Source organism: Campylobacter sp. RKI_CA19_01128, from assembly GCF_025771175.1.
Lineage (GTDB): Bacteria > Campylobacterota > Campylobacteria > Campylobacterales > Campylobacteraceae > Campylobacter_D.
Genome location: NZ_JAKMPU010000001.1, coordinates 265094 through 288640, shown reverse-complemented (window position 1 = coordinate 288640; position 23547 = coordinate 265094). Strand labels below are relative to the sequence as shown.

19 protein-coding genes are annotated in these 23547 nt (G+C 29.3%); 9 read left to right on the top strand and 10 right to left on the bottom strand.

Features of this window, described 5'->3' with window-relative positions; translation table 11 throughout:
- Positions 1–31: 31 nt before the first annotated feature.
- From L8U98_RS01510 to mqnE, 7 genes are all read right to left on the bottom strand, one after another.
- Positions 32–772, bottom strand: coding sequence for a Tfp pilus assembly protein FimT/FimU (locus L8U98_RS01510; RefSeq protein ID WP_263706653.1), 741 nt, complete (start codon positions 770–772; stop codon positions 32–34).
- A complete protein-coding gene (locus tag L8U98_RS01505) occupies positions 769–1926 on the bottom strand; it encodes a hypothetical protein (protein ID WP_263724572.1) in 1158 nt (385 codons plus the stop codon). The genes L8U98_RS01510 and L8U98_RS01505 overlap by 4 nt, the downstream gene beginning before the upstream one ends.
- Positions 1927–1932: 6 nt before the next feature.
- Entirely contained in the window at positions 1933–2466 is a 534-nt protein-coding gene (locus tag L8U98_RS01500; protein ID WP_263663848.1) for a hypothetical protein, read from the bottom strand.
- 2 nt (positions 2467–2468) lie between these two features.
- A complete protein-coding gene (locus tag L8U98_RS01495) occupies positions 2469–4868 on the bottom strand; it encodes a molybdopterin guanine dinucleotide-containing S/N-oxide reductase (protein ID WP_263724573.1) in 2400 nt (799 codons plus the stop codon).
- Positions 4869–4931: 63 nt separating this feature from the next.
- Positions 4932–5372 carry a phosphoribosyltransferase gene (locus tag L8U98_RS01490; protein WP_263658582.1) on the bottom strand — a complete coding sequence of 147 codons (441 nt, stop codon included), beginning with the start codon at positions 5370–5372 and terminating at the stop codon, positions 4932–4934.
- Positions 5373–5381: 9 nt separating this feature from the next.
- Positions 5382–6698: an NCS2 family permease gene (locus L8U98_RS01485; RefSeq protein WP_263724574.1), complete on the bottom strand. Its 1317-nt coding sequence runs from the start codon at positions 6696–6698 to the stop codon at positions 5382–5384.
- 8 nt (positions 6699–6706) lie between these two features.
- The gene (mqnE, locus tag L8U98_RS01480; RefSeq protein WP_263724575.1) at positions 6707–7771 is read right to left on the bottom strand and encodes an aminofutalosine synthase MqnE; all 1065 of its coding nucleotides are present in this window, start codon (positions 7769–7771) and stop codon (positions 6707–6709) included.
- A gap of 115 nt (positions 7772–7886) precedes the next feature.
- On the opposite strand from mqnE, the gene L8U98_RS01475 reads away from it, so the two are divergent.
- The 5 genes from L8U98_RS01475 (at position 7887) to L8U98_RS01455 (ending at position 15531) form a co-directional block, all read left to right on the top strand.
- Positions 7887–10241, top strand: a complete 2355-nt coding sequence (locus L8U98_RS01475; protein WP_263724739.1) for a nucleotidyltransferase — start codon at positions 7887–7889, stop codon at positions 10239–10241.
- A 3-nt stretch (positions 10242–10244) separates the two neighbouring features.
- Positions 10245–12044: a glutamine--fructose-6-phosphate transaminase (isomerizing) gene (gene glmS, locus L8U98_RS01470; RefSeq protein ID WP_263724576.1), complete on the top strand. Its 1800-nt coding sequence runs from the start codon at positions 10245–10247 to the stop codon at positions 12042–12044.
- A 128-nt stretch (positions 12045–12172) separates the two neighbouring features.
- Positions 12173–13564, top strand: a complete 1392-nt coding sequence (gene fumC, locus L8U98_RS01465) for a class II fumarate hydratase (RefSeq protein ID WP_263663843.1) — start codon at positions 12173–12175, stop codon at positions 13562–13564.
- Positions 13565–13607: 43 nt separating this feature from the next.
- A complete protein-coding gene (locus tag L8U98_RS01460) occupies positions 13608–13982 on the top strand; it encodes an HIT family protein (RefSeq protein ID WP_263724577.1) in 375 nt (124 codons plus the stop codon).
- Complete coding sequence (locus L8U98_RS01455; RefSeq protein WP_263737837.1) at positions 13975–15531, top strand: hypothetical protein; 1557 nt, start codon at positions 13975–13977, stop codon at positions 15529–15531. The genes L8U98_RS01460 and L8U98_RS01455 overlap by 8 nt, the downstream gene beginning before the upstream one ends.
- 52 nt (positions 15532–15583) lie before the next feature.
- On the opposite strand, the gene L8U98_RS01450 is transcribed toward L8U98_RS01455, so the two are convergent.
- The 3 genes from L8U98_RS01450 to nadD are packed head-to-tail and all read right to left on the bottom strand — an operon-like array spanning position 15584 to position 18857.
- Positions 15584–17959, bottom strand: a complete 2376-nt coding sequence (locus tag L8U98_RS01450) for a tetratricopeptide repeat protein (RefSeq protein ID WP_263724579.1) — start codon at positions 17957–17959, stop codon at positions 15584–15586.
- Between the two features lie 9 nt (positions 17960–17968).
- On the bottom strand, positions 17969–18298 hold the full coding sequence (gene rsfS / locus L8U98_RS01445) for a ribosome silencing factor (protein ID WP_012661160.1): 330 nt from the start codon (positions 18296–18298) through the stop codon (positions 17969–17971).
- Between the two features lie 13 nt (positions 18299–18311).
- Entirely contained in the window at positions 18312–18857 is a 546-nt protein-coding gene (gene nadD / locus L8U98_RS01440) for a nicotinate (nicotinamide) nucleotide adenylyltransferase (protein WP_263674810.1), read from the bottom strand.
- Between the two features lie 59 nt (positions 18858–18916).
- Here nadD and gap point away from each other — a divergent pair, with 59 nt between their 5' ends.
- The 4 genes from gap to L8U98_RS01420 are packed head-to-tail and all read left to right on the top strand — an operon-like array spanning position 18917 to position 23431.
- Complete coding sequence (gap, locus tag L8U98_RS01435; RefSeq protein ID WP_039628046.1) at positions 18917–19912, top strand: type I glyceraldehyde-3-phosphate dehydrogenase; 996 nt, start codon at positions 18917–18919, stop codon at positions 19910–19912.
- A gap of 1 nt (position 19913) precedes the next feature.
- Complete coding sequence (locus L8U98_RS01430; protein WP_263674809.1) at positions 19914–21116, top strand: phosphoglycerate kinase; 1203 nt, start codon at positions 19914–19916, stop codon at positions 21114–21116.
- A complete protein-coding gene (locus L8U98_RS01425) occupies positions 21113–21793 on the top strand; it encodes a triose-phosphate isomerase (protein WP_263724580.1) in 681 nt (226 codons plus the stop codon). Before L8U98_RS01430 ends, L8U98_RS01425 begins: the two co-directional genes overlap by 4 nt.
- A gap of 3 nt (positions 21794–21796) precedes the next feature.
- Positions 21797–23431 carry a hydrogenase small subunit gene (locus L8U98_RS01420; protein WP_263724581.1) on the top strand — a complete coding sequence of 545 codons (1635 nt, stop codon included), beginning with the start codon at positions 21797–21799 and terminating at the stop codon, positions 23429–23431.
- Positions 23432–23547: the final 116 nt, after the last annotated feature.

The window sequence follows — 23547 nt, the reverse complement described above, 5'->3', positions numbered from 1 at the left end:
ACTGGGCAGGGTGATATAACATCAATATATCTTATAAGGCATGACAGTAGGTGTTTTTATTATTAAGTATAATATTTTGTGATTTATTTGAAGAAAATTTAGGGATATAAGCATAGCCACTAATGGGATTTATAATAATGCATATATGCTCATTTTGATTATTAGATAATCTTATAATGCAATCATTATTAAAAGAAGCAAGTTTATCATAAGCACGTGTAGCATTTTTTAAAGGTGTATATAAACGACCATAACCATCAAAAACTAAACGCGTACTTCCTTTACAAGCACCTTCAAACAAAACTTTAGATATACCATAAGTTTTTTCTATATTATATTTTAAATTTGCTTTGAAATCATTTTGATTTATCACTCCACTTTGACCTGAGTTCATTAATATATCTGGATTGATAAGATCAACAGCTATTTCTCTGTCTTTATTGATCATATTTTTACCTATGTTTGCATTGCCATCGCCGTTTTTATCTAAAAAAATGGTATAGGTTTGTTCATTATTAGTGGCAGATTTTGAGCGTATAAAATACAGCTGCCATTTAGCCTTAAACCACTCTCGTTTAGCAATGTTAAATTCTTTAACCCTAAAATCATTTTGCATTAAAGCTAAATGTCTTGTGTATTTAATATCATTTAAAACTTGCTCAGCTCCCAAACGCAAATAATCAGGTTTATAATAAACATAAGCCATAGAAAATAATAAGGATAATATTATACAAACAAAAACCAGTTCTATTAAAGTAAAAGCTTGTTTCATTTTATAGAATAATATATTTTATGCTTACCTAAACTAACATAGATTTTACTAGCTTTTTTACTAGAATGAAGCTCTAGTTTACCCTTAGAAATACCATAAAATTTAAGTCTTAAGGCTAGTTCTTTATCTTGTGTAGCAATATGTGTGAGATTGTGTTGTTTTAAATTTAGAGCTAATTCTTTAGCTATGTGATAATCATAGGCAAAATGTCTTTTGGGATCTTTTAATAAATAATAAAAACTTTGATTAAAAACAATACCAAGATAAAAAAATAATAAAAATACCAAAGAACATTCTATAAAAATTTTATGTTTTAGGCGCAATTGTGGCATTCTTGAACGATAAGAAGACATTAAATAGCGAATCAACAAAGGCGTACAAACCACACAAAAAGGTAAAAAATCTTCTAAAAAAAGTCTTTGTCTTATAGAAAAAATTAAACAAAAAACAAAAGTACTTGCACTAATAAACCATAAAAGTGGCTTATCATCTTGTAAAAGAATTCTGTAAACAACATAAAAAAAATAAAGAAAAATCAAAGGCGAAAAACAAGCTGCAAAAATACCCAAAGTATCCAAAAAATACCCCTTAGGCTTTCCACTTGCATCAAATCCATAAACACTCATTGCGATAGCAAATAAAATCAAAGAACATATAATAAGTAATTTATCTTTTTTATAAATAGCAAAAAAGAAAAAAGATAAGTATAAAATTGCAAAATTTCCATCTACAAAAAGAACTAAAACCAATAAAATATAAAATAAAAATATTTTCTTATATTCAAATAATACTAAAATCAAAAGTGTAAAAAATATCACAATACTTGATTCATTAATAAGTAAAGCACTAGCTACACTACCAGGGAGCAATATAAAAAGCACCACAGAAATAAAAGCATCAAAAGAAGTTTTGGTATATTTTAAAGCTAAAATGTATAATAAAACACAGCTTAAAGAGTGCAATAAAACAAAAGGAAGTCTTAATCCAAAATCATTTTGACCAAAAAGAGTGGTGCCAAATCTAGCGATCATAGCAATTAAGCTATGATCATAAAAATAAATTTGTGCTTCATTGTAGCTTATAGATAAAGTGCTTATGCCATATAATAAAGCACAAAAATCAAAAAATAAAACGGCTAGCAAATACCTTTTCATTTTTGATTAGTCAAGTTTTACAGGACCATTACTTGCGTGAGATTGTAAAAATCTTAAAATTCTATCTTTTTCTGCATCAGTAATTTTTGCAAACCCTTGCATAGCAGATAAGTATGCATCCCATTCTTCCATTAAATGTTCTTTTGGTTTATGTGCTGCGTGACAACTTGTACAAGTATCATAATAAGTTAATTCTATCTCATCCCAAGCAAGAATTTCTTGATCAGTTAAATCTTTACTCTTAACTAAAAATTCCATTTCATTGCTTGCATTTTTAGCATTTAAAGTAAGTAAAAGATAAATTCCATCTTTAGTATAAGCAAGGCTTTTTGGATTTGTCTCTACAACCTCACCTTTAACTTTAATCAAAGAATATTCACCCTCTTCTTTTATAAGCTCTACTTTAGAGCCTTCATAAATTTGTCCTACCACTTTTTTGTTAGCACTATCTAAAAGATCTACTTTTTCATTAAAAATAAACATATCTTTAGCAAATAAAGCACTAGCTAAAAAAGTCAATACTAATATAATCTTCTTCATTATTAAGCTCCTATAATTTCTGGTGGTGTAGTTGAGTTATAAGGTTTTATAACTTCTTTTAGCTTTTTAATACCCACTAGACAAGTATTAACGCTAGTTGCTTGAGCCATAGTTGAAGTTGGTCTTGAGCTTGTTAAAACATTTACATGACCTGCATTGCATCTTGGCTTGCTATCGCTTACATCTTCAGGATCATACCAAGCACCCTCTTGAATACTAATAACCCCTTCCATAATATTATCTGTTACAAAAGCACCTGCTAAAAGTGAACCACGATCATTATATACTTCTACAACTTCCCCATGAGTAATACCAAGTTTTTTAGCATCATTTGTATTAATCACCACAGGCTCTCTACCTTGAATTTTATACAAATCTCTTACCCAAGTATTATCAAGCTGAGAATGCACTCTATATCTTGGATGCGGGCTTAACAAATGGAAAGGATATTTTTTAACTAATTTTTCATTACCTAACCACTCAGCTGGTTCAAACCAAGTTGGATGTGCTTTAAAATCTTCTAAATTATATTTTTCAAATTTTGGTGAATAAATTTGAATTTTTCCACTTTCTGTTGCAAGTTTATTTGCCACAGGATCAGCTCTAAATTCAGAGTGTCTTACGAAATTATAAGCTTCTTTTGGAGCTTCAAAATGAATAAATCCTTGTTTCCAAAAATCAGCAAATTCCATATAATAAGGACAATCACTTCTGCCATAAAAACCTTCAAGCCACTGCTCTTTTGTTTTATTTCCGGTGAATTTTTTATGCTCTCTTTCACCTATTCTTTTTGCTAATTCTTCAAAAATATCATAATCATTTCTACTTTCAAAATAAGGCTCAATTACTTTTTTCATAGCATAAACATAATCTTGAGAATAAGAACCACCAAAACTAATATCATCTCTTTCTAAAGTTGTAGTTGAAGGCAATACAATATCAGCCATTTTTGCCATAGGAGTCCACCAAGGCTCATGTACGATTAGCGTATCAAGAGTTCTTAAAGCTTTGATAAGCTCATTTGTATCTGGATGATGACCCAATACAGAAGCACCTACTACATACATAAGTTTGATTTTTGGATAGGTAATCTCTTTACCTTTAAACTTAACTGTTTTGCCTGGATTTAATATTGCTTCTGAAATTCTACTTGCAGGGATATTAGTATCAAGATTATTTTTACCTTGCGGTAAACCTACTGGCAATCTTACACCTGAAAATGCTTGTCCACCACCTGAATAGTGCATTGAAAAACCAAATCCACCACCAGGTAAACCCACTTGACCTATCATTGAAGCTAAAACCATTAAAGTCCAATCAGCTTGTTCGCCATGGTGTGCTCTTTGCATAGCCCAGTTACCTGCTAAAAAGGTTCTATTTTTCACAAAAGTATCTGCTAATGCGGTAATAACTTTTTCTTCAACACCGGTAATATTTGCAGCCCAAGCTGGAGTTTTATCAATACCATCAGTTTTTCCAAGTAAATAAGGTAAGAATTTGTCAAAACCATCAGTATATTTTTCAATGAATTTTTTATCGTATTTTCCACTTTTATATAAATAATTCATCATACCAAGCATTAAAGCCACATCAGTATTTGGACGAATTTTAATCCACTGGGCATTTAAAATCTCTGCTGTTTGAGTATATTGAGGATCAATACTAATAAATTTGATATTTGATTTGCTGTATTTTTTATAATACTCATCATTACCACGATTTGCAACTTTAAAGTCAATTTGATTACATTTATAAAGATCAGCTCCCCATAAAACATAAACTTGGGTATTTTCTAAAATCACCTCATGAGAAGTTTGTAAAGAATAAACTTCTAAATCCCCTACTATACTAGCATTAACCTTACCAGCAGCTCCATTACTATACTCTCCATCAGTGCCGATGTGACCACCTAAAGCTGTATTAAAAAATCTTCCTGCTACTGAGTTACAATTGTGCAATAAACCTACATGCCCCCAAGCACCATAACTTGCATTAAATAAATTTTCAATAGGAGTTTCTTTTAATTTTTGCAATACAAGCTCTAAAGCTTTTTCCCAGCTTACTCTTACAAAAGGTTCTTTACCTCTTAATTTAGGTCTTTTTTTACCTTCTAAGAAACTTTTTCTAACACAAGGATACTTTACCCTAGTATCTGAATAAGTTCTATCAATGATAGCATCAGTGATAATAGAAGGATGTTTGTCAGATTGTTGTGGTGTAACTTTTACAAGTTTTCCTTCTGAATTTACTTCAGCCCAAAAAGCACCAAAGTGAGTAGCGTGAGGAATTTTTTTAGTATCATAAAATTTAGTTCCCTCACTTGCGGCTATTAAAGGATTAACCGAAGCAATCGCTGAAGTAGCAGCAATTCCTTTTAGAAATTTTCTTCTTGTTAAACTCATAAGACATCCTTTCTTAACAAAATAAAGTCAATATATATTATAGCATTTGTATTTGATTTAAAGCTAAATTTTAATACTCCAAAAAAAGTCAATCCACTCTTTAGCTTCTTTTATATAAAACTCAGGGATTAACAATGCTGAAGGTTTATAAAAAACACTTGCTACTTTGAGTTCTAAATGAGGATATTTTTTCATTAAAACTCTTTTGATTTCTATCATAGTTTCACCACTATCTATAATATCATCTATCAAAAGAACTTTTTTATATGAACTAAGATCAGGGATATTAAAAATTTTAATCGTATCTAGTTTTTGAGTGTCTTCATAATGAATGGAATTTAAAGAAAATAAATTTCTATTACCCATACCTTCTGCTAAAAAATGACCCAAAGTCATACCACCTCTTGCAATGGCAAGTAACACATCAGGATTAAATTCTTCCTTAATTTTGCGGGTAAAAGGGATAATTTCTTTTTGAAATTCTTCATAAGCATAATAATACATAATCACTTCCTATAAAAATTGTAATAAAAATACTAGCAATGAAATCGCACTTAATACAATAATACCAAGATTAATTTTATCAAATTCTTTTTGCATGATACGCATAAATAAATACACAATAAATCCAAAAGCAAAACCTGTAGTAATAGAGTAAGTTAGTGGCATCATGATGATAATAAAAAACGCACTTACTGCTATAGCTTTATCTTTAAAATTAATATTTGCAACTTCCATAAACATTAAAACACCAACAAGCACCAAAATAGGATAAATAGAATTTGCAGGAATGGCTTTAAATACTGGCAGTAAAAATAAAGTAAAAACAAAACATATAGCAGTAACTAAAGCTGTAAGTCCTGTCCTACCTCCTGCTTCTACCCCTGCTGAGCTTTCCACAAAAGCAGTTACAGTAGAAGTTCCAACAACTGCCCCCATGGCTGAACTTGCTGCATCAGCGCCCAAGGTTTTACCTAATTTTTTTTCACCTTGCTTTGGATCATCAAATATTTTTCCTCTTGAGCCTACACCTGTGATTGTGCCCACACTATCAAAAAGCTGAGTAACAAAAAAAGTAAGTACTATAGGAATCATACTAAGCTCTAAAGCTCCTTTAATATCAAGCTTACCAAATATAGTACTTAAACCATTATCTCCACTAATAACTGGTAAAGATAAAAGTTGCTCAGGAAATTTAGCTCCATCAATACCAAAAATCCAAGCACACAAAGCACTTACAAAAACAGCTAAAATAAACGCGGCTTTAATCCTCCAAGCCCAAAAAACAAAAACCAAAAACAAGCCAAACAATCCAAAAAGCACTTTAGTGCTTGAAAAATCGCCCAAACCCACTAAAGTTGCTTCGCTTTTGGTGATAATCCCCATTTGCACAAGTCCCATAAAAGCTATAAAGGTTCCAATACCTGCTGATATGGCTTTTCTTAAATCATTTGGTATGCTTTTTATCACCCAAATTCTAAAATTAGTAAAAGATAATAAAGTAAAAACAATACCCGATAAAAATACAGCTCCCAAAGCACTTTGCCAAGGAATTTGATAGGTATTACACACGCTAAAAGTAAAATACGCATTTAGCCCCATACCCACACTCATAGCCACAGGAGTATTAGAGAAAAAAGCACTAAAAGTAGTAGCTATAATAGTTACTAAAGCAGTTGCAACAATTAAAGCTTCTAGTGGCATACCTGAATTACTCATAATATTTGCATTAACTGGTATAATATAAATCATTGCTAAAAAAGTAGCAATACCTGCATAAATTTCAGTTTTTACATCACTATTATGTTCTTTAAGTTTAAAAAAATCCATTTTTATCCTTAATAAGTTTTTAATTCATTATACAAACTATCTCGTTCTATTGCTATATAGCCTGAGCTTTGAATCATTTCTATAAAAGTTTTTAAACTCAAGCCATTTGAACTTTTTGCCCCACCTGCACTTTGTATGCTTTCTTTTTCTATAGTACCATCTAAATCATTTGCACCAAAATCTTGAGCTACCATAGCTAAATTTATACCCATAGTTGCCCAATAAGCTTTAATATTTTTAATATTATCAAGCACTATCCTTGCTATAGCTAAGGTTTTTAAAATTTCTACCGAGCCAAGCGGTTTTTTACCTGTAATAAAACTATTATCTTGTTGCCAAACCAAAGGAATAAAAGCATTAAAACCACCAGTTTGATCTTGAAGATTTCTCAATCTTATCATATGATTAATTCTATTTTCTCTATTTTCTATATGCCCAAAAAGCATTGTGGCGTTACTTTGTCTGCCTTTTTCATGCCAAAGTTTATGAATTTTTAACCAATTTTCACTACTTACTTTACCATGACAAATTTTTTTTCTAACTTCCTCATCAAAAATTTCAGCCCCACCACCTGGCATAGAATCAACGCCATATTCAAGCATTTTTTCTATCACTTCTTCATAGCTCATATTAAAAGCCCTGCTTAAAAAATCAATCTCAGCAGCAGTTAAGGCTTTAATATGTAAAAATGGATATTTTTCTTTAATCATTTTAAAAATTTCCAAATACCACTGCCATGAAGTGTTTTTATTATGTGCTGAAACGATATGAATTTCTTTTGTATCTCTTAAAACTGTTTCATCGACTATTTTCATTATCTCTTCGTGCGACATAGTATAAGGATTAGGATTTTTCCTGTGTGCTGAAAAAGCACAAAATTTACAAGTATCTGCACATATATTTGTAGGATTAATATGGCGATTGATATTAAAATAAACCTTTTTACCATGCAAATTAGTTCGAATTCTTTGTGCGTATTTGCCTAAAGTAAAAAGCTCTAAATCCCAAAGCTTGTTAGCTTCTTCTTCATTTAATCTTTCTTGATTTTCTAGTTTTTCTATAATTGTTTGCATGTTCTTACCATTTTTTAAATTTAAATTACAATTATAATTTTAACTTACTTAAAATTTAATACAAAGTATTTTTGGTATGATACTAGTAAAATTAAATAAGGATTATTATCAAGTTATGGATATACAAAAAATTCAAAAATTAAAAAATTCTTTAAAAGATTATGAAGCTTATTGCTCTAGACTTTTTTTAAAACAAGGCTCGTTTAGTTTTTACCATTCTAAAGAAATTGATCGTTTTATAGAAGATGTTTACGAGCTTGTTTTGAATGATTTTTTTGATGATTATTTTCCGCATAATGATAAATTCCCTTTTTGTATTATCGCTATTAAACAATATGCTAAAATGAATTTAAGTATAAAAGAAAATGTTGATTTATTACTTATTTATAAAGATATAAAAGCTTATAATATCAAGCCTTTAATGAAAGCATTTATTACTTCATTAAATGATATTAATTTAAATATCAATTATCAAATTTGTGAAATAAATGGACTTTATAATATAGCTAAAAACGAGTTAAAACAAAATATTTTACAATATCGTTATATTTGCGGATCTAAAATTTTATTCAAACAAATCAAAGAAAAAATTTCTCAAGCTCAAGATGAATTAAAAGAAGAATTTGCTTTAAAAATCTTACAAGAATTTAACCCTTATCATCAACCTTTAATCAAGCAAGAATTTGACATTAATAAAAATTTTGGTGGTTTAGATGAGCAACTTGATATAGAAAATTTAAGTATATTATTTAAAGATTCTCCTAAAAACTATATGCTTAATTTTATCAACGAAAAAGAATTAAGCGAATTTAAACTTGCAAGTGATTTTTTATTTTCACTTAAATGTGCAATGAATCTTTTAGAAGGTAAAAACACTAATTTATTTTTAATACAAAATTCACAAGAACTTGCTAACTTAATGCAAAAAAAAGAAAAGAAAAATTTAGATCTTAAATCCATACTTATTCAAAAAGCTATGCAATGTATGCAAACTTGTGGAATTTATACACAATTTTTAGCAAGGCGCATCCAAGAAAAACACTATAAAGATAATGAACTTTATGAAACACAAGATAGCTTTTTTACTTATTCTAACAAAAGTGAAAACCTAAACTTGATATTAAATCAACTTTTAAAATTAGATGATAAAGATTATAATTTTGATATCAAACTCATTTTTGCATTAAAAAGAGCAGAAAACAAAGATGAAAATTTAGAATTATTCAAGAAAATTTTAGAAAGAAAACATTCTTTTGCTCTTTTAAAACTTCTTGCTGATGCTAATATTTTAAAAGATTTTTGCAAACCTCTTACTCAAAGCAAATTCTTGCTTGAAGAAGAAGGTGTTTATAGTGCATTAGATAGAGCATTACTTTGCTTAAAATACTTTGAAGAAAAAGATTATAGCTTTGATGAAAATACACTTTTAATAATAAAACTCACCATACTTTTAAGTGCTATTCATGAAGAAAATGAAATTTCTTTAGCAAATATTTACAGAGCTTATGTAGGAAAATTCCAAGTTGATAATGAGCTTTTAGATTTTGGCTTAAGATTATATAAAAATTTTAATGCTTTTAAAGACATTATAGAAAAAGAAGATATTTATAATTCTACTATTGTTTTAAATTTTATTTCCAAATTAAATGATATAAATACCTTAAAAACCTTACATCTTTTATCTTTTTGCAATGCTAAAGCTTTGGGTATAGAAAATCATTTTTATTATAAAAGTTTAGAAAGATTATTTCAAAATGCACTAGAAGGCTTTGAGGATGAGAATTTAATTGATGAGAGCCAAAGAAGAGTAAAAAAAGAACAAACCCTAAAAAGAAGTAAGGCTTTTTTAGATCTTGATGAACAAACTCAAAATAATATTACTCATATTAAATCCAATTTATTTTTTATAAAAAATAGTTTTGAAAAAATCATTAAAATAACGCAAATTACACAAAAAGAAAATTTTACTTTTTGGCTTGATAATCAAGATAATTTTACCCTAGAGCTTATAATGAATAGAAAAAACAATCTTGAAAATATACTCAATACTTTAAGTTCTTTGAATTTAATCTTTATGAGCTTCTTTGAATTATTTGATGAAAAAGTTTATTTGAAATTTGAATATTCAGATATAGTAAGCGATACTCAAAAACAAAGTTTAGAAAATTTACTAAATTCTAAATTACATTTAAAAGTACAAAAAAAGGCAAAAAAACCAAACATTAAAAAAGATGAATTAAAATTAGATATGAATTATTCCAAAAGCTATGCCAAAATAACCTTAAATACAAAAGATCAAAAAGGTTTAATGGCTTATGTGATGGATGTGCTTGCAAGATATGATATTATCTTAAGCGCAGCAAAAATTCAAACCATAAAAGAAAGAACGCGAAATGTTTTGATTTTGCATAAAAATGAAAGCTTGCAAGATCATAAAGATCAAATTCTTAAATCACTAATAAGCGAGTAAAAGATGTGTGGAATAGTAGGATATATAGGAACCAAAGAAAAGAAAAAAATCATATTAGAAGGCTTAAAAGAGCTTGAGTATAGAGGTTATGATAGTGCCGGTATAGCAGTAATGAAAGATGGGGAGTTAGACTTTTTTAAAGCGGTTGGAAAATTAGAAAATTTAGCCAATAAAACTGCTAATTTTAATAGTGATGGATTTGGGCTTGCTATAGGTCATACGCGTTGGGCAACTCATGGAAAACCAACTGAAATAAATGCTCATCCACATTTAGGACAATACTCTTGCGTAATACATAATGGAATCATAGAAAATTACCAAGAATTAAAAACAAAACTCACACAAGAAGGTGTTAATTTTCTAAGTCAAACTGACACTGAAGTTATTGTACATTTATTTGAATACTATGCAAGTAATTTAGAACCATTTGAAGCTTTCAAAAAGACTATAGCTGAATTAAAAGGTGCTTTTGCAATCTTGCTTGTAAGTAAAAAAGATCCGAATACAATTTATTTTGCTAAAAATGCAGTGCCACTCATCATCGGAAAAAATGACGATGAAAATGAATATTATTTTGCATCAAGTGATGCACCTTTAGTTTCTTTAGTGGATAAAGTAGCTTATCTTGAAGATGGAGATTATGGATATGTGAATTTAAACGAATGCAAAATTTGTCATGATCAAGCTTGCATACAACCTACTTTTGTGGCTTTAAGCCAAGATAAAAGTTATGCTCAAAAAGATGGTTATAGATTTTTTATGGAAAAAGAAATTTATGAGCAAAGTAGAGTTTTAGGTGAAGTTTTAATGGGACGCTTACAAGGTGAGCAGATTGTTTTTGAAGATATAGATGAAACTCTTTTACAAAACATAGATGAAATCACACTTTGTGCTTGTGGCACAAGCTATCATGCAGCATTAAGCGGGGCTTATTTGCTTGAAAGACTTGCAAAGATTAAAACTAAAGTTGAAGTAGCAAGTGAATTTAGATACAGAGAAGCCATTATAGGCAAAAATACTCTTTTTATAGTAATCTCTCAAAGCGGTGAAACGGCTGATACACTTGAAGCTTTAAAAATAGCAAAAGCACAAGGAGTTAAAACTTTAGCAATATGCAATGTGGATAATTCAAATATCGTGCGTTTGGCTGATATATCATTACTTACTAGAGCGGGCATTGAAAAAGGTGTGGCTTCAACTAAAGCTTTTGCCACTCAAGTAGCAACTTTATGGATGCTTGCAATCTATCTTGCACAAAAAGCAAATTTAGATATGAGTAAAGAAATCAAAGCCCTAAGAAGCTTGCCAAGTATAGTTAAAGTTGAACAAAACTTGCATGAAAAAGTGCATAGAATTTCAAAAAGATACCTACATGGCCATGGCTTCTTCTTTATAGGAAGAGATGTATTTTATCCACTAGCATTAGAAGGGGCTTTAAAATTAAAAGAAATTTCATACTTGCATGCTGAAGGATATCCAGCAGGTGAAATGAAACATGGGCCTATTGCTCTAGCAGATAGCGAGCTTTTTACCGTTGCACTAATGCCGCAAAATTGCCTTTATGAAAAAACCAAATCAAATGTAGAAGAATTAGCTGCAAGGGATTCTACCCTACTTGCTATTTCTCCACTTGATTTTGATTTAAGCGATGATTTTATAAGAACTTCAAAACAAGAACACTATATGTGTGAATTTTTTGAAATGATGGTGATCTTACAGCTTCTTGCCTTAGAAGTTTCTATAAGACTTGGTAATGATGTAGATATGCCAAGAAATTTAGCAAAAAGTGTTACCGTAGAATAAATATTTTGTGTAGTTTTGAAAAAACTACACTTTTTTAAAAAATTTTATAAATACTTCTTAAATTATAAGCAAACTTTAGGGTTTATTTGGTTTAAATATCATATCTTATTTTATTACAAGGAAAAGCCATGGAATATAGAATCGAACACGATACTATGGGAGAGATTAAAGTTCCTAATGATAAATATTGGGGTGCACAAACTGAAAGAAGTTTTGAAAATTTTAAAATTGGTTGTGAAAAAATGCCAAAAGTTTTAATTTATGCTTTTGCAAATCTTAAAAAATCTTTGGCTTTAGTAAATAACAAACTTGGCAAATTAGATGATGCTAAAAAAAATGCTATTGTGCAAGCTTGCGATGAAATTGTAGCAGGAAAATTTGACGATAATTTCCCACTAGCAATATGGCAAACAGGTTCAGGCACTCAAAGTAATATGAATATGAACGAAGTTATAGCAAATCGTGCTACTGAAATTATGGGTGGTGATTTTAGAAAAGAAAAACTTGTTCATCCAAATGATCATGTAAATATGAGCCAAAGCTCAAACGATACCTTTCCAACTGCTATGAGCATAGTTTCAGTAGAACAAGTAGAAAAAAAACTTATCCCTGCTTTAGATGAGCTTATTGCGACTTTTGAAAAGAAAGTAAAAGAATTTGAAGGGATTATTAAAATAGGAAGAACTCACCTTCAAGATGCTACACCACTTACCCTAGCTCAAGAATTTAGTGGATATCTTTCTATGTTACTTCACTCAAAAGAGCAAATCATCGCTTCTTTACCTACATTAAGAGAACTTGCAATAGGTGGAACAGCTGTTGGCACAGGATTAAATGCTCATCCAGAACTTAGTGAAAAAGTAAGTGAAGAATTAAGCAAGCTTTTAGGTACTAAATTTGTTTCAAGTCCAAATAAATTCCATGCACTAACAAGCCATGATGCAATTAATTTTACCCATGGAGCTATGAAAGGCTTAGCTGCAAATTTAATGAAAATAGCAAATGATATTAGATGGCTAGCAAGTGGCCCTAGATGTGGTCTTGGAGAGTTAAACATACCTGAGAATGAACCAGGAAGTTCTATCATGCCAGGTAAGGTTAATCCTACTCAATGCGAAGCTTTAACTATGGTTGCAGTGCAAGTTATGGGAAATGATGCAGCTATTGGTTTTGCAGCAAGCCAAGGAAATTTCGAGCTTAATGTTTTTAAACCTGTGATTATTTATAACTTCTTGCAAAGCCTTGATTTATTAGCTGATGCTATGCATTCATTTAATATCCACTGTGCTGTTGGTATAGAACCAAATAAAGAAAAAATAGATCATAATTTACATAATTCTTTAATGCTAGTGACTGCATTAAACCCACACATTGGCTATGAAAATGCAGCTAAAGTAGCAAAAAATGCTCATAAAAAAGGTATTTCTTTAAAAGAAAGTGCTATGGAGCTTGGCTTGGTAAGTGAAGAAGACTTTGCTAAATTTGTAGATCCTACAAAAATGATAGGACCAAAAAAATAATCAAAAGACTAGGAATAATCCTAGTCTTTTCTTAAGGGTTAGTATGATTTATGAAAATGATTATTTATTTATAGAAAAAGAAAATTCTCAAATTCCTTGGGTGAAAATTTTTACTAAAGAAAATTACAGAGAATTAAGTGATTGCCCAGCCTTTTTGCAAAATATGCTTTTTCAATATGTTTTAGCTTGTGAATTAAGCCTTAGAGAATACTATAACCCAGAAAAAATCAACATAGCTTCCTTTGCAAACTATGTACCAAGAGTGCATTTTCATGTTATGGCACGTTTTAAAGAAGATGGGTTTTTTCCTGAATGCATGTGGGGAAAACAGCAAAGAGAAATTAAGGATTTAAATTTACCTGACTTTGAAGGATTTGTATCAATTTTGCTTAACAAAATAAAAAATATTCATGTTTAAAAAATTTATTAATTCTAGCTATCTAGCTTTATTGAATCATCCACTTGGAGTTATTTTTTATTTATGTTTTTGGTTTTTTGTAGCATTTTTTTATGATTCATACCAAACTAGTATTTTTTTACTTTTAACCCTATTTATAATTTTTTGTGAAACATTCACTGAATCAAAAAGCAATTTAATACAAAATTATAAAAGTTTGAAAAATTTATGGGTTGGATTTTTTGGGCTAATTTTTTATATATTTTTAAATTTTATTTTTAAAGATGGTATAGAAAATTATTTAATATTTTTTACTAATAATTCTTTGTATATTTCCTTAACAACAGCTCTTATAGCTTTAGTATGTGCAAGAAAATTATATGATTTTAATTATTTTCATCATTTTTTAGCTGCCATTTCTTTTAGTATAAGTTTTTGGTTCATTTTTGGTATATTTTTGGCTATATTTTATGGTTCATTTGATTTTTTATTTGATATTTCTTCAAGCATGTTAGATTCTTGTGTTTTATCATTATGGCTTTGTAGTGCTGGAATTTTTTCTTTATTTTTACTTGGCAATTTTACTTCATACAATTTTCATAAAATTTTTGTTTTTATACTAAATACTTTTAGTATTTTATATATAATCATGCTTTTTACCTATGGTTTAGGAGCATTATTTAATCTTTTAGAAAATCTTAGTATAGTTCATTTATGTCTTTGGTTTGGTAGTTTTTTATTAATTAATCTTTGGATAAATTTATCTTTTTATAAAATCAAAAAATCATTACTCTATGTCTTTTTTGTTATAGTACTATTATTAAATATTTTCGTATTTTATGCTATTATAATTAGAATTACACAATATGGCTTTACACCAGAACGCTTAGCAGTATTAGCTTTAAATTTATGGCTTTTGATTGCAAATTATCTAAGCGTGTTTAAACAAAAAATAGCATTAAAATTTTCTTTTTATCTACTTGCATTTATGGCGCTATTTTTAGGATTTTTTGCAAATTACATAAGCTTTTCTTCACAAAAATATCAATTGCAAAAATTAGAAATCTCTATACATTCTTTAAATCTTGACTATATTCAAAGCAGGCAATATTATAATCAAATTAAAAGCATCAAAAACACCTTGCATAATCTTAATAAAAATTATAACAACAATTATAGTTTTGATGATTTTTTAAAAACTTATAATTTAACTCATTTAAAACCACAAAAGATAGAATTTCACAATATGTCCAAAAAATTTCATCCAAAATACTCTAAATTAAAAGAAAATTACGATGAAGTATTATTTGATTTTGTTGCTAATTCAAGCGACTTTAAATATTTTATGAAGATTGATAATAATACCTTATATTTTTTACTTCAGGAAAAAGAACTTTTAAAGCTTGAAAATTTTGACAAAATCTTAAAAAATTATCAGAAAAATTCACAATTAAGCTACAAACTTAGAAATAACTCGTCTTTGATTTTTATCCCTTTGGAATTTGACATTAATATAAAAGGTCAAATAACTTTTTTCAAAACTCATATTTTCATTAAAAATACCAAATAGACTTTATTTATGCAAATTTTCAAATCTGCACAAATAATAAATCACACAAAGCTTAATTCCAAATTTGCCACCATTTTTTATTTTGCTGTTTTAATTTTTGCATTAAAATATTTTGATTTTTTAATGCAAATTCATTTTCTTCATCAAGCTTTAATAATTCTTTAGTACACTCTAAAGCTTGCTCGTATTCTTTTAGCTCTTCTAAACACTGAATTTTTCCCACCAAAGCATCAGTATTTTCTTTTGTTATCTTTAAGCAATTTTCATAACATTGCAATGCATCATGAAAATCACCTAAATTTCTTAAACACTCTGCCTTATAATAATGTGTCCAATTTTGACTATCATCTAAATTTAAAGCCATATTAAGATATTTTATAGCCTCTTTAAAATCTTGCAAATATACTTTAACCGCACCCATAAAATGATAACACTCATATGATTTTGGTTCAAGCTCACTTGCTTTTTTTGCCGCTTCAAAGCTTTCATCATATTTTCCTAAAAAGCTTAAAATTTGTGCTTTTTCTATCCAATACTCCCCAATATCATCAATTATTTTTAAGCATTCATTGATATCTTTTAAAGCTTCATTGTATTTTTCAAGATTTCTTTTACATTTTGCTCTATGAAAATACGACTCATCATCTTCTTCGTTGCTTAAAATCACAATATCGTAACATTTTATAGCTTCTTCAAACATATAAAGATCTTCATAACAAAGCCCCTTATAATACTTTGCTCCATTATGGTTTTTATCGATTTTTAAAGCCTTATTTAAATCTTCTATAGCTTCTTCTTCTAAGCTTAAATTATATTTAGCAATTCCTCGCCAAAAATAAAGTTTAAAATTATTTTTATCCACCTTATGCGCTGCATTACAATAAGCTATTAATTCTTCATAAGATTCAAGCTCTTTTGCACAATATGCTCTTTCAAATAATACATCTTTTAAATCAATATAATCTTTATATGTTTTTATAAGCTCATTGTATTCATCCATAGCTTCTTGAAATCTTTCAAGTTTACTTTTAATCCAAGCTCTTTGAGAAAGAGAATTAACATAATCTTGAGTATTATTTTGCTTTTTATAATATTTAACAGCTAATTCGCTATCTTCTAAAGCTTCCTCATATTTTTCAAGATCAGATTTTAAATAAGCCCTATTAAAAAACACATCAGGGTATTCTTTTTGATATTTTAAAGCTTTTTCATAACTTATCAAAGCTTCATCATATTTGTCTATTTTATATAAGCTATTACCCAAATGATAAAAACCATAAGGGACTGCGTGTTCAAGCTCTGCTAATTCTGATGGAGTAAAATCATGCTTTCTTGCTCTTTCTTGATAATATTTAGCTGCTAAGTCAAAATCCTCTTTAGCCTCTTCAATCATTTTTAGATTAATTTTAGTATTACCTCTATTAATATATGCTTGAGCGTATTCTTCATAAAGCTCAATTGTTTTATCATAATACTTCAAAGCTTGTTCATAATCTTTTAAATCATATAAAACTCTAGCTAATGCAAAACATGGATATTGTAAATTTTCATCTAAATCGATTGATTTTTTAAAAGCATCTATTGATAATTCTATCTTTTCTAAATCTTTATAAATATGTCCCAAAATCAAATATGCCATTGCATTTTCATTGTCTAGTTCAATGGATTTTAAGCAATCTTGCAAAGCTCCTTCTAAATCATCAACCTTGCGTTTATTATTAGCCCTTTTATAATACGCATCAGCAAAACTCTCATCTTGCTCAATCATCTTAGTAAAAAATTCTATAGCTTTTTGATAATCTTCCAAATTCTCACAAGCTACACCTTGATAATAAAAAATCTGCGAGGATTCAAATCCTAAATCTTGAGACTTTTTAAAATCAATCAAAGCTTGTTTTGGATCAACACTAAGCAAAGTAATAGCTCTAGTATAATAAGCCATATAATATTCTGGAGCCAAATCAATACAAGTTTGCAAATCTTTTAAAGCTTTTGTGTGCTCATCTAAAAGTATATAAACTCTAGCCCTATTAAAATATGCTAAATAATATGCATTATCTAGCGCTATAGTTTTATTAAAAGCCAAAAGTGCTTCTTGTAATAAATCTAATTTAAAATTACATAGACCCAAAAGATTAAATAAAAATACATTACTAGGATCAAATTCTACAGCTATGGTTACATCTTTAAGTGCTTCTTGAAATTTCAAACAATTAAATCTACAAAGCGCTCTATTATGGTAAGCTTCTAAAAGCAAACGATGTTTGTCTTCATCATCTATAAAAATCATTTTACCATCTTGAGCAAGCGTAACCTCGCCTTTACAAAAAGCTATAAGTTCACTTAAAACCTCATCGCATTTTTCAAATTCTGAATTTTCAAAATATTCTTTAGCTAAATCTGATAATTCAGTGATTAGATTATCCAAATCTTAACCCTAGTTTTGATTTTCTTTATTTAGACTTTTTAAAAATTCTTCTATATTATATTTTGCTCTATAAGTTTCACTCATTAAATGAATTAAAATATCACCTAAATCAAGCACAGTCCATTCTTCGCTACTTTCTATATTTAAAAACTCTTCACCCTTACTTTTAAGATTGGTTTTTAAATCATCAATCAAAGAAAGCGCATGTCTTTCCCCCATAGTAGTAGCAATCACTACAAATTTAACAAAATAATCTTTATCTTGCATATCAAAAGTTTCTATTAAATCTGCTTTTTTATCATCTAAAATCTGTACTATATTATTAATTCTTTCTTGCATTATTTTCCTTTTGTTAAATATTTTTAAATTTAGAATAATAAAGCTTAACTTCTTCTTTGATTTGCTCACAAACTTGCGATGTTTGCAAGGTTTCTCTTATAAAAGAAGAAGAGATATTTACTTTAGTATCTAAAGTTTTAAAATGTTTTGGTATAAAAATACCATCTCTTTTAGCTACAACAAATTCTACCAAATTTTGCAATCTTTCAAATTCATGCCATTTTTCAAGACTTTGTAAATGATCAGCTCCTAAAATAAGATAAAATTTAGAAATTTCATATTGCTTATACAAAAAATCAACACTTTCTATACTAGGCACAGGCCTTTGTTTTTTTATTTCAAAATCACAAATTTCAACTTTTTCCAAACCTCCCCAAATCATTTCACACCATTTTAAGCGTCTTTGCTCATTTGCGGTAAATTCTTGCTTAAAGGGGCTAATAAAAGTTGGCATAATAATGAGTTTATCAAGCTCTAAATTTGCTAGTGCATTAAAGACTATAGCATTATGCCCTAAATGGGGTGGATCAAAACTGCCACCAAAAAGTGCGATTTTCATTAAAATTTAACCTTTTTTTAGTAGAATTTTACCTACTTAATCATAAAAAGGAAATGAAAATGGCTGTAAAAGTTGCAATAAATGGTTTTGGACGCATTGGAAGATGTGTTGCAAGAATTATTATGAAGCGCGATGATATCGAACTTGTAGCGATTAATGATACTACTGATATAGAGCTTACTAAATATCTTTTTAAATATGACACTGTTCATGGGGTATACGATGGTAGTGTTGAAAATGATGGTGATGATTTAATAATTGATAATAAAAAAATAAAAGTTTTAAAAAGCAGAAATGTAGCGGATTTAGACTTTGCAAAATATGGTGCACAAATTGTTTTAGAGTGTACTGGTGCACACTTAACTATGGAAAAATGTCAAGGATTTTTAGATCATGGGGTGCAAAAAGTTATCATGAGTGCACCTGCAAAAGATAAAACTCCAACTTATGTTTTAGGAGTAAATGCTCACGAATATAAAGGCGAAAACATCATCTCAAATGCAAGTTGCACCACAAACTGCTTAGGGCCAATTTGTAGAGTTTTGCAAGATAATTTTGGCATAGAAAAAGGCTTAATGACCACTATTCACGCTTATACAAACGGACAAAGCATTATTGATGCAAAAGCAAGAGATAAAAGAAGATCACGCGCTGCTGCACAAAATATCATCCCTACTTCAACTGGTGCAGCAAAAGCTATGAAGCTTGTTATGCCTGAGCTTGATGGAAAATTACATGGTCAAAGCATGCGTGTGCCTGTGGCTGATGTATCAACTGTGGATTTAACTGCAACTTTAAAGAAAAAAGTAAGTAAAGAAGAAATCAATGAAGCCTTTAGAAAAGCAGCTGCTAGCAATTTAAAAGGTATATTATTGGTTGATGATGAAGAAAGAGTTTCAAGTGATTTTATAACTTGCTCTTATGGTGCGATTGTAGCAAGTGATTTAACTCAAGTTATTTGTGATGATTTTGTTAAAGTGGTTGCTTGGTATGATAATGAATGGGGATATTCTTCTCGTTTAGTAGATATGGCAGTATTTGTAGCAAAGGCTTAAGATGAGTAGTATTTTATCGATTAAAGATATTGATCTTGCAAAGAAAAAAGTATTTATTAGATGTGATTTTAATGTTCCTCAAGATGAGTTTTTAAATATCACTGATGATCGTCGTATTCGCTCGGCTATCCCTACTATAAGATATTGTTTAGACAATGGCTGTGCAGTTATTTTAGCTTCACATTTAGGGCGTCCAAAAGAAATAGCTTCAAAATACTCTTTAGAGCCAGTTGCAAAAAGACTTGCGCGTTTAATGGCTAAAGAAGTCATCATGGCTAAAGATGTTATAGGTGAAGATGCAAAGAAAAAAGCTAGCGAATTAAAATCAAGTGAAATTTTGCTTTTAGAAAATTTACGCTTTGAAAAGGGTGAAACCAAGAATGATGAAAACTTAGCTAAAGAACTTGCTTCTATGGCTGATGTTTATATTAATGATGCTTTTGGGGTTTGCCATAGAGCTCATGCTAGCGTTGAAGCTATTACAAAATACTTTGATAATGCAAACAAGGGTGCAGGATTTTTACTCCAAAAAGAAATCGAATTTGCAAGCAATCTCATCAAACACCCTGCACGACCTTTTGTGGCAGTAGTAGGTGGTTCTAAAGTAAGTGGGAAATTGCAAGCTTTAACTAACTTACTTCCAAAAGTAGATAAGCTCATCATAGGTGGTGGTATGGCCTTTACTTTCTTAAAAGCTCAAGGTTATGATATAGGAAATTCTCTCTTAGAAGAAGATTTAATTGAAGAAGCAAATAAAATCTTGCTCAAAGGTAAAAATCTAGGGGTAAAAATTTATCTTCCTGTGGATGTTACAGCAGCACAAACTTGCTCTCAAGAAGCGGTGATGAAATACACTCCTGTGCAAGAAATTCCTGCGGGTTGGATGGGGCTTGATATAGGTCCTGCTAGTGTAAGGTTGTTTAAAGAAGCACTTTCTGATGCTCAAACTATATGGTGGAATGGACCTATGGGGGTTTTTGAAATCGATAAATTCTCAAAAGGCAGTATTAAAATGAGTCATTATATTAGCGAATCTCATGCAACAACTGTAATAGGTGGTGGTGATACTGCTGATGTTGTAGCAAGAGCAGGTGATGCTGATGAGATGACTTTCATTTCAACCGGTGGTGGAGCATCATTAGAGCTTATAGAAGGAAAAGAACTTCCTGGTGTAAAACCTTTAACCATAAAGGATAATGAATGATTTTTGCAGCAAATTTAAAGTGTAATCATACAAGATCAAGCTTTGAACTTTACGCTCAAAAATTAAACCAAAACTTAAACAAAGAAGATGAAATTTTCATCTTCCCTCCTAGCATAGCTTTCTTAAAAGACAATTTTTCATTTCAACAAGGCGCGCAGAATTTCTACCCTTGCGAAAATGGAGCATATACTGGAGAAATAGGTAAAATTCACTTAGAAGAATTTAATATCAAAAGCGTTTTAATAGGCCATTCTGAAAGAAGAGCTTTAAAGGAAGATGAAAGCTTTTTAAAGGCTAAATTTGACTTTGCAAAAAATCTTGATTTTAATATCATTTATTGCATAGGCGAAAGTTTAGAAACTAAAAATGCCAGCAAAAGCTTGGATTTTTTAAAAAAACAAATTGAAAATATTGATTTATCTTATAAAAAACTTATCATAGCTTATGAGCCTATTTATTCTATAGGCACAGGAGTTAGTGCTAATCTTGATGATATCAACACCATACTTAATTTTTTAAGAGAATTTACTAATGCTAAGCTTTTATATGGCGGAAGTGTTAATCAAAGCAATATTAAAGAAATTTGTGCTTTAAAAAATTGCGATGGAGTATTGATAGGTTCAGCTGCATTAAATGCAAATGATTTTTTAAATATGATACAAATAGCTAAAGGTTAAAAAATGTCTTTGGACAATGAAGAATTAAAAAGCATATTAGAGCATAAAATCGCTCTATTAGAAAACTCTCGCAAAGAAGAAAAAAATATCTCATTAGAGGCTGTAAATTCTATCATTAAAATTTTAGGCTTACCAAATGAATTTAGCCCTTTGGCGCATAGATATTTTCAACTTCACACCCCACCTAGTCTCATATGGCTTCATTTAAGTGAATGCACAGGGTGTAGCGAGAGCTTACTTAGAACTTCATTGCCAGATTTTTTGGATTTAATTTTTGATTTTATTTCCTTAGAGTATCATGAAACCTTTATGAGTGCTAGCGGACATCAAGCAGAATCACATTTAGAGAAAGTTTTAGAAAAAAAAGATTTTCTTTTAGCTGTTGAAGGTGGAGTTTGTGCTATAGATCCTTTTTATCTAACCATAGGAGCACATGGTGAAAATGGATATGAAATTTTACAAAAATGTGCTAAAAATGCTAAAACAATCTTTGCTATGGGAACTTGCTCAAGCTATGGAGGAATTCAAGCTGCACATCCAAATCCTACCAAAAGCATAGGAATTTCTAAAGTCTTAGAAGAAAAAGTAATCAATATACCAGGTTGTCCCCCAAGTGATGTAAATATCATCGCAGCACTTTGTTTTTACATATTATTTGAGCAAGATATGGCCTTAGATGAGCAAAATAGACCTTTAGCCTTTTATGGTAAATGCTTACATGATTTATGCGAAAGAAAAGCTAAATTTGAAGCAGGAAATTTTGCTCAAAGTTTTGATGATGAAAATATAAAACAAGGTTATTGTCTTTTTAAAGTAGGTTGCAAAGGACCTTATGCTTATAATAATTGTCCTAAGGTTAAATTTAACTCCAAAACCTCTTGGCCGGTAGCTGCAGGACATGGATGCATTGCTTGTAGTGAAGAAAATTTTTGGGATGATTTTGGTTTTTATGAAAAACCTATGAGTAATGAATTTGCTTATAATGATTTTTCTATTATATTAGATGATAAAATAGTCCATAATAGTTCTATCAATGAGCTTAATTCAAATAATATTTTACTAGATTTAGAAAGTGATACTAGTGGGATTTTTTATCAAAATGATACAAAGATTAATTTTTTAGATTTTAGTTTTGAAGCCAATCCTAAAGTTTTTTTAAATAATTTCGCAAAAACCAAAATGGCTATGACTTTAGTGCAAAATTATCAAGAGCAATTTAAAACATATTATGATTTTATACAAGAAAATTACGATGATGAAAGCAAAATTAGTAATAATATCTTAGATTTATTTTATTTTATATATCCATTTATTAGTGGAAAAAAATTAAACCATTTAGATGAGTTTTTAGATCTTGCTTTAGCTTATAAGTTTAAACATCCTAGCAAATTTGATTTTAAAATCACAATTAATGAACAAGCAAAACTTGATGTTTCTAAATCAATGCGCATGCCTTTAATTTATATTCTAGGCGGCTTAGATAAAGAAGGTATTGCTTTTGGATTGATTTTTTCTTTAAAAGAACATTTAAAACAAGCTCTAAAAGCATGCAAAAAGACACATAACAAAGAGCAAATTTTAATATGTGCAAAAAACGAAAAATTATTAAAATTATTTTGGGATTTAACGAGCATTTAAAGACTTAATGCTAAAATATTTATCTCCCTAAATATTTGAAATTTGCAAAGTACGAAAACTTTGCAAATTTATTCAAGATTTGGTTATTTTGACGATATAACCTTATCTTTACTTGA

Coding starts and splice junctions, on each gene's coding strand:
- L8U98_RS01500 (WP_263663848.1), bottom strand. CDS start 2,466: ATGAAGAAGATTATATTAGTATTGACTTTTTTAGCTAGTGCTTTATTT.
- L8U98_RS01425 (WP_263724580.1), top strand. CDS start 21,113: ATGATTTTTGCAGCAAATTTAAAGTGTAATCATACAAGATCAAGCTTT.
- nadD (WP_263674810.1), bottom strand. CDS start 18,857: ATGAAAATCGCACTTTTTGGTGGCAGTTTTGATCCACCCCATTTAGGG.
- glmS (WP_263724576.1), top strand. CDS start 10,245: ATGTGTGGAATAGTAGGATATATAGGAACCAAAGAAAAGAAAAAAATC.
- rsfS (WP_012661160.1), bottom strand. CDS start 18,298: ATGCAAGAAAGAATTAATAATATAGTACAGATTTTAGATGATAAAAAA.
- fumC (WP_263663843.1), top strand. CDS start 12,173: ATGGAATATAGAATCGAACACGATACTATGGGAGAGATTAAAGTTCCT.
- L8U98_RS01475 (WP_263724739.1), top strand. CDS start 7,887: ATGGATATACAAAAAATTCAAAAATTAAAAAATTCTTTAAAAGATTAT.
- L8U98_RS01505 (WP_263724572.1), bottom strand. CDS start 1,926: ATGAAAAGGTATTTGCTAGCCGTTTTATTTTTTGATTTTTGTGCTTTA.
- L8U98_RS01460 (WP_263724577.1), top strand. CDS start 13,608: ATGATTTATGAAAATGATTATTTATTTATAGAAAAAGAAAATTCTCAA.
- L8U98_RS01430 (WP_263674809.1), top strand. CDS start 19,914: ATGAGTAGTATTTTATCGATTAAAGATATTGATCTTGCAAAGAAAAAA.
- L8U98_RS01495 (WP_263724573.1), bottom strand. CDS start 4,868: ATGAGTTTAACAAGAAGAAAATTTCTAAAAGGAATTGCTGCTACTTCA.
- L8U98_RS01420 (WP_263724581.1), top strand. CDS start 21,797: ATGTCTTTGGACAATGAAGAATTAAAAAGCATATTAGAGCATAAAATC.
- gap (WP_039628046.1), top strand. CDS start 18,917: ATGGCTGTAAAAGTTGCAATAAATGGTTTTGGACGCATTGGAAGATGT.
- L8U98_RS01455 (WP_263737837.1), top strand. CDS start 13,975: ATGTTTAAAAAATTTATTAATTCTAGCTATCTAGCTTTATTGAATCAT.
- L8U98_RS01510 (WP_263706653.1), bottom strand. CDS start 772: ATGAAACAAGCTTTTACTTTAATAGAACTGGTTTTTGTTTGTATAATA.
- mqnE (WP_263724575.1), bottom strand. CDS start 7,771: ATGCAAACAATTATAGAAAAACTAGAAAATCAAGAAAGATTAAATGAA.
- L8U98_RS01485 (WP_263724574.1), bottom strand. CDS start 6,698: ATGGATTTTTTTAAACTTAAAGAACATAATAGTGATGTAAAAACTGAA.
- L8U98_RS01490 (WP_263658582.1), bottom strand. CDS start 5,372: ATGTATTATTATGCTTATGAAGAATTTCAAAAAGAAATTATCCCTTTT.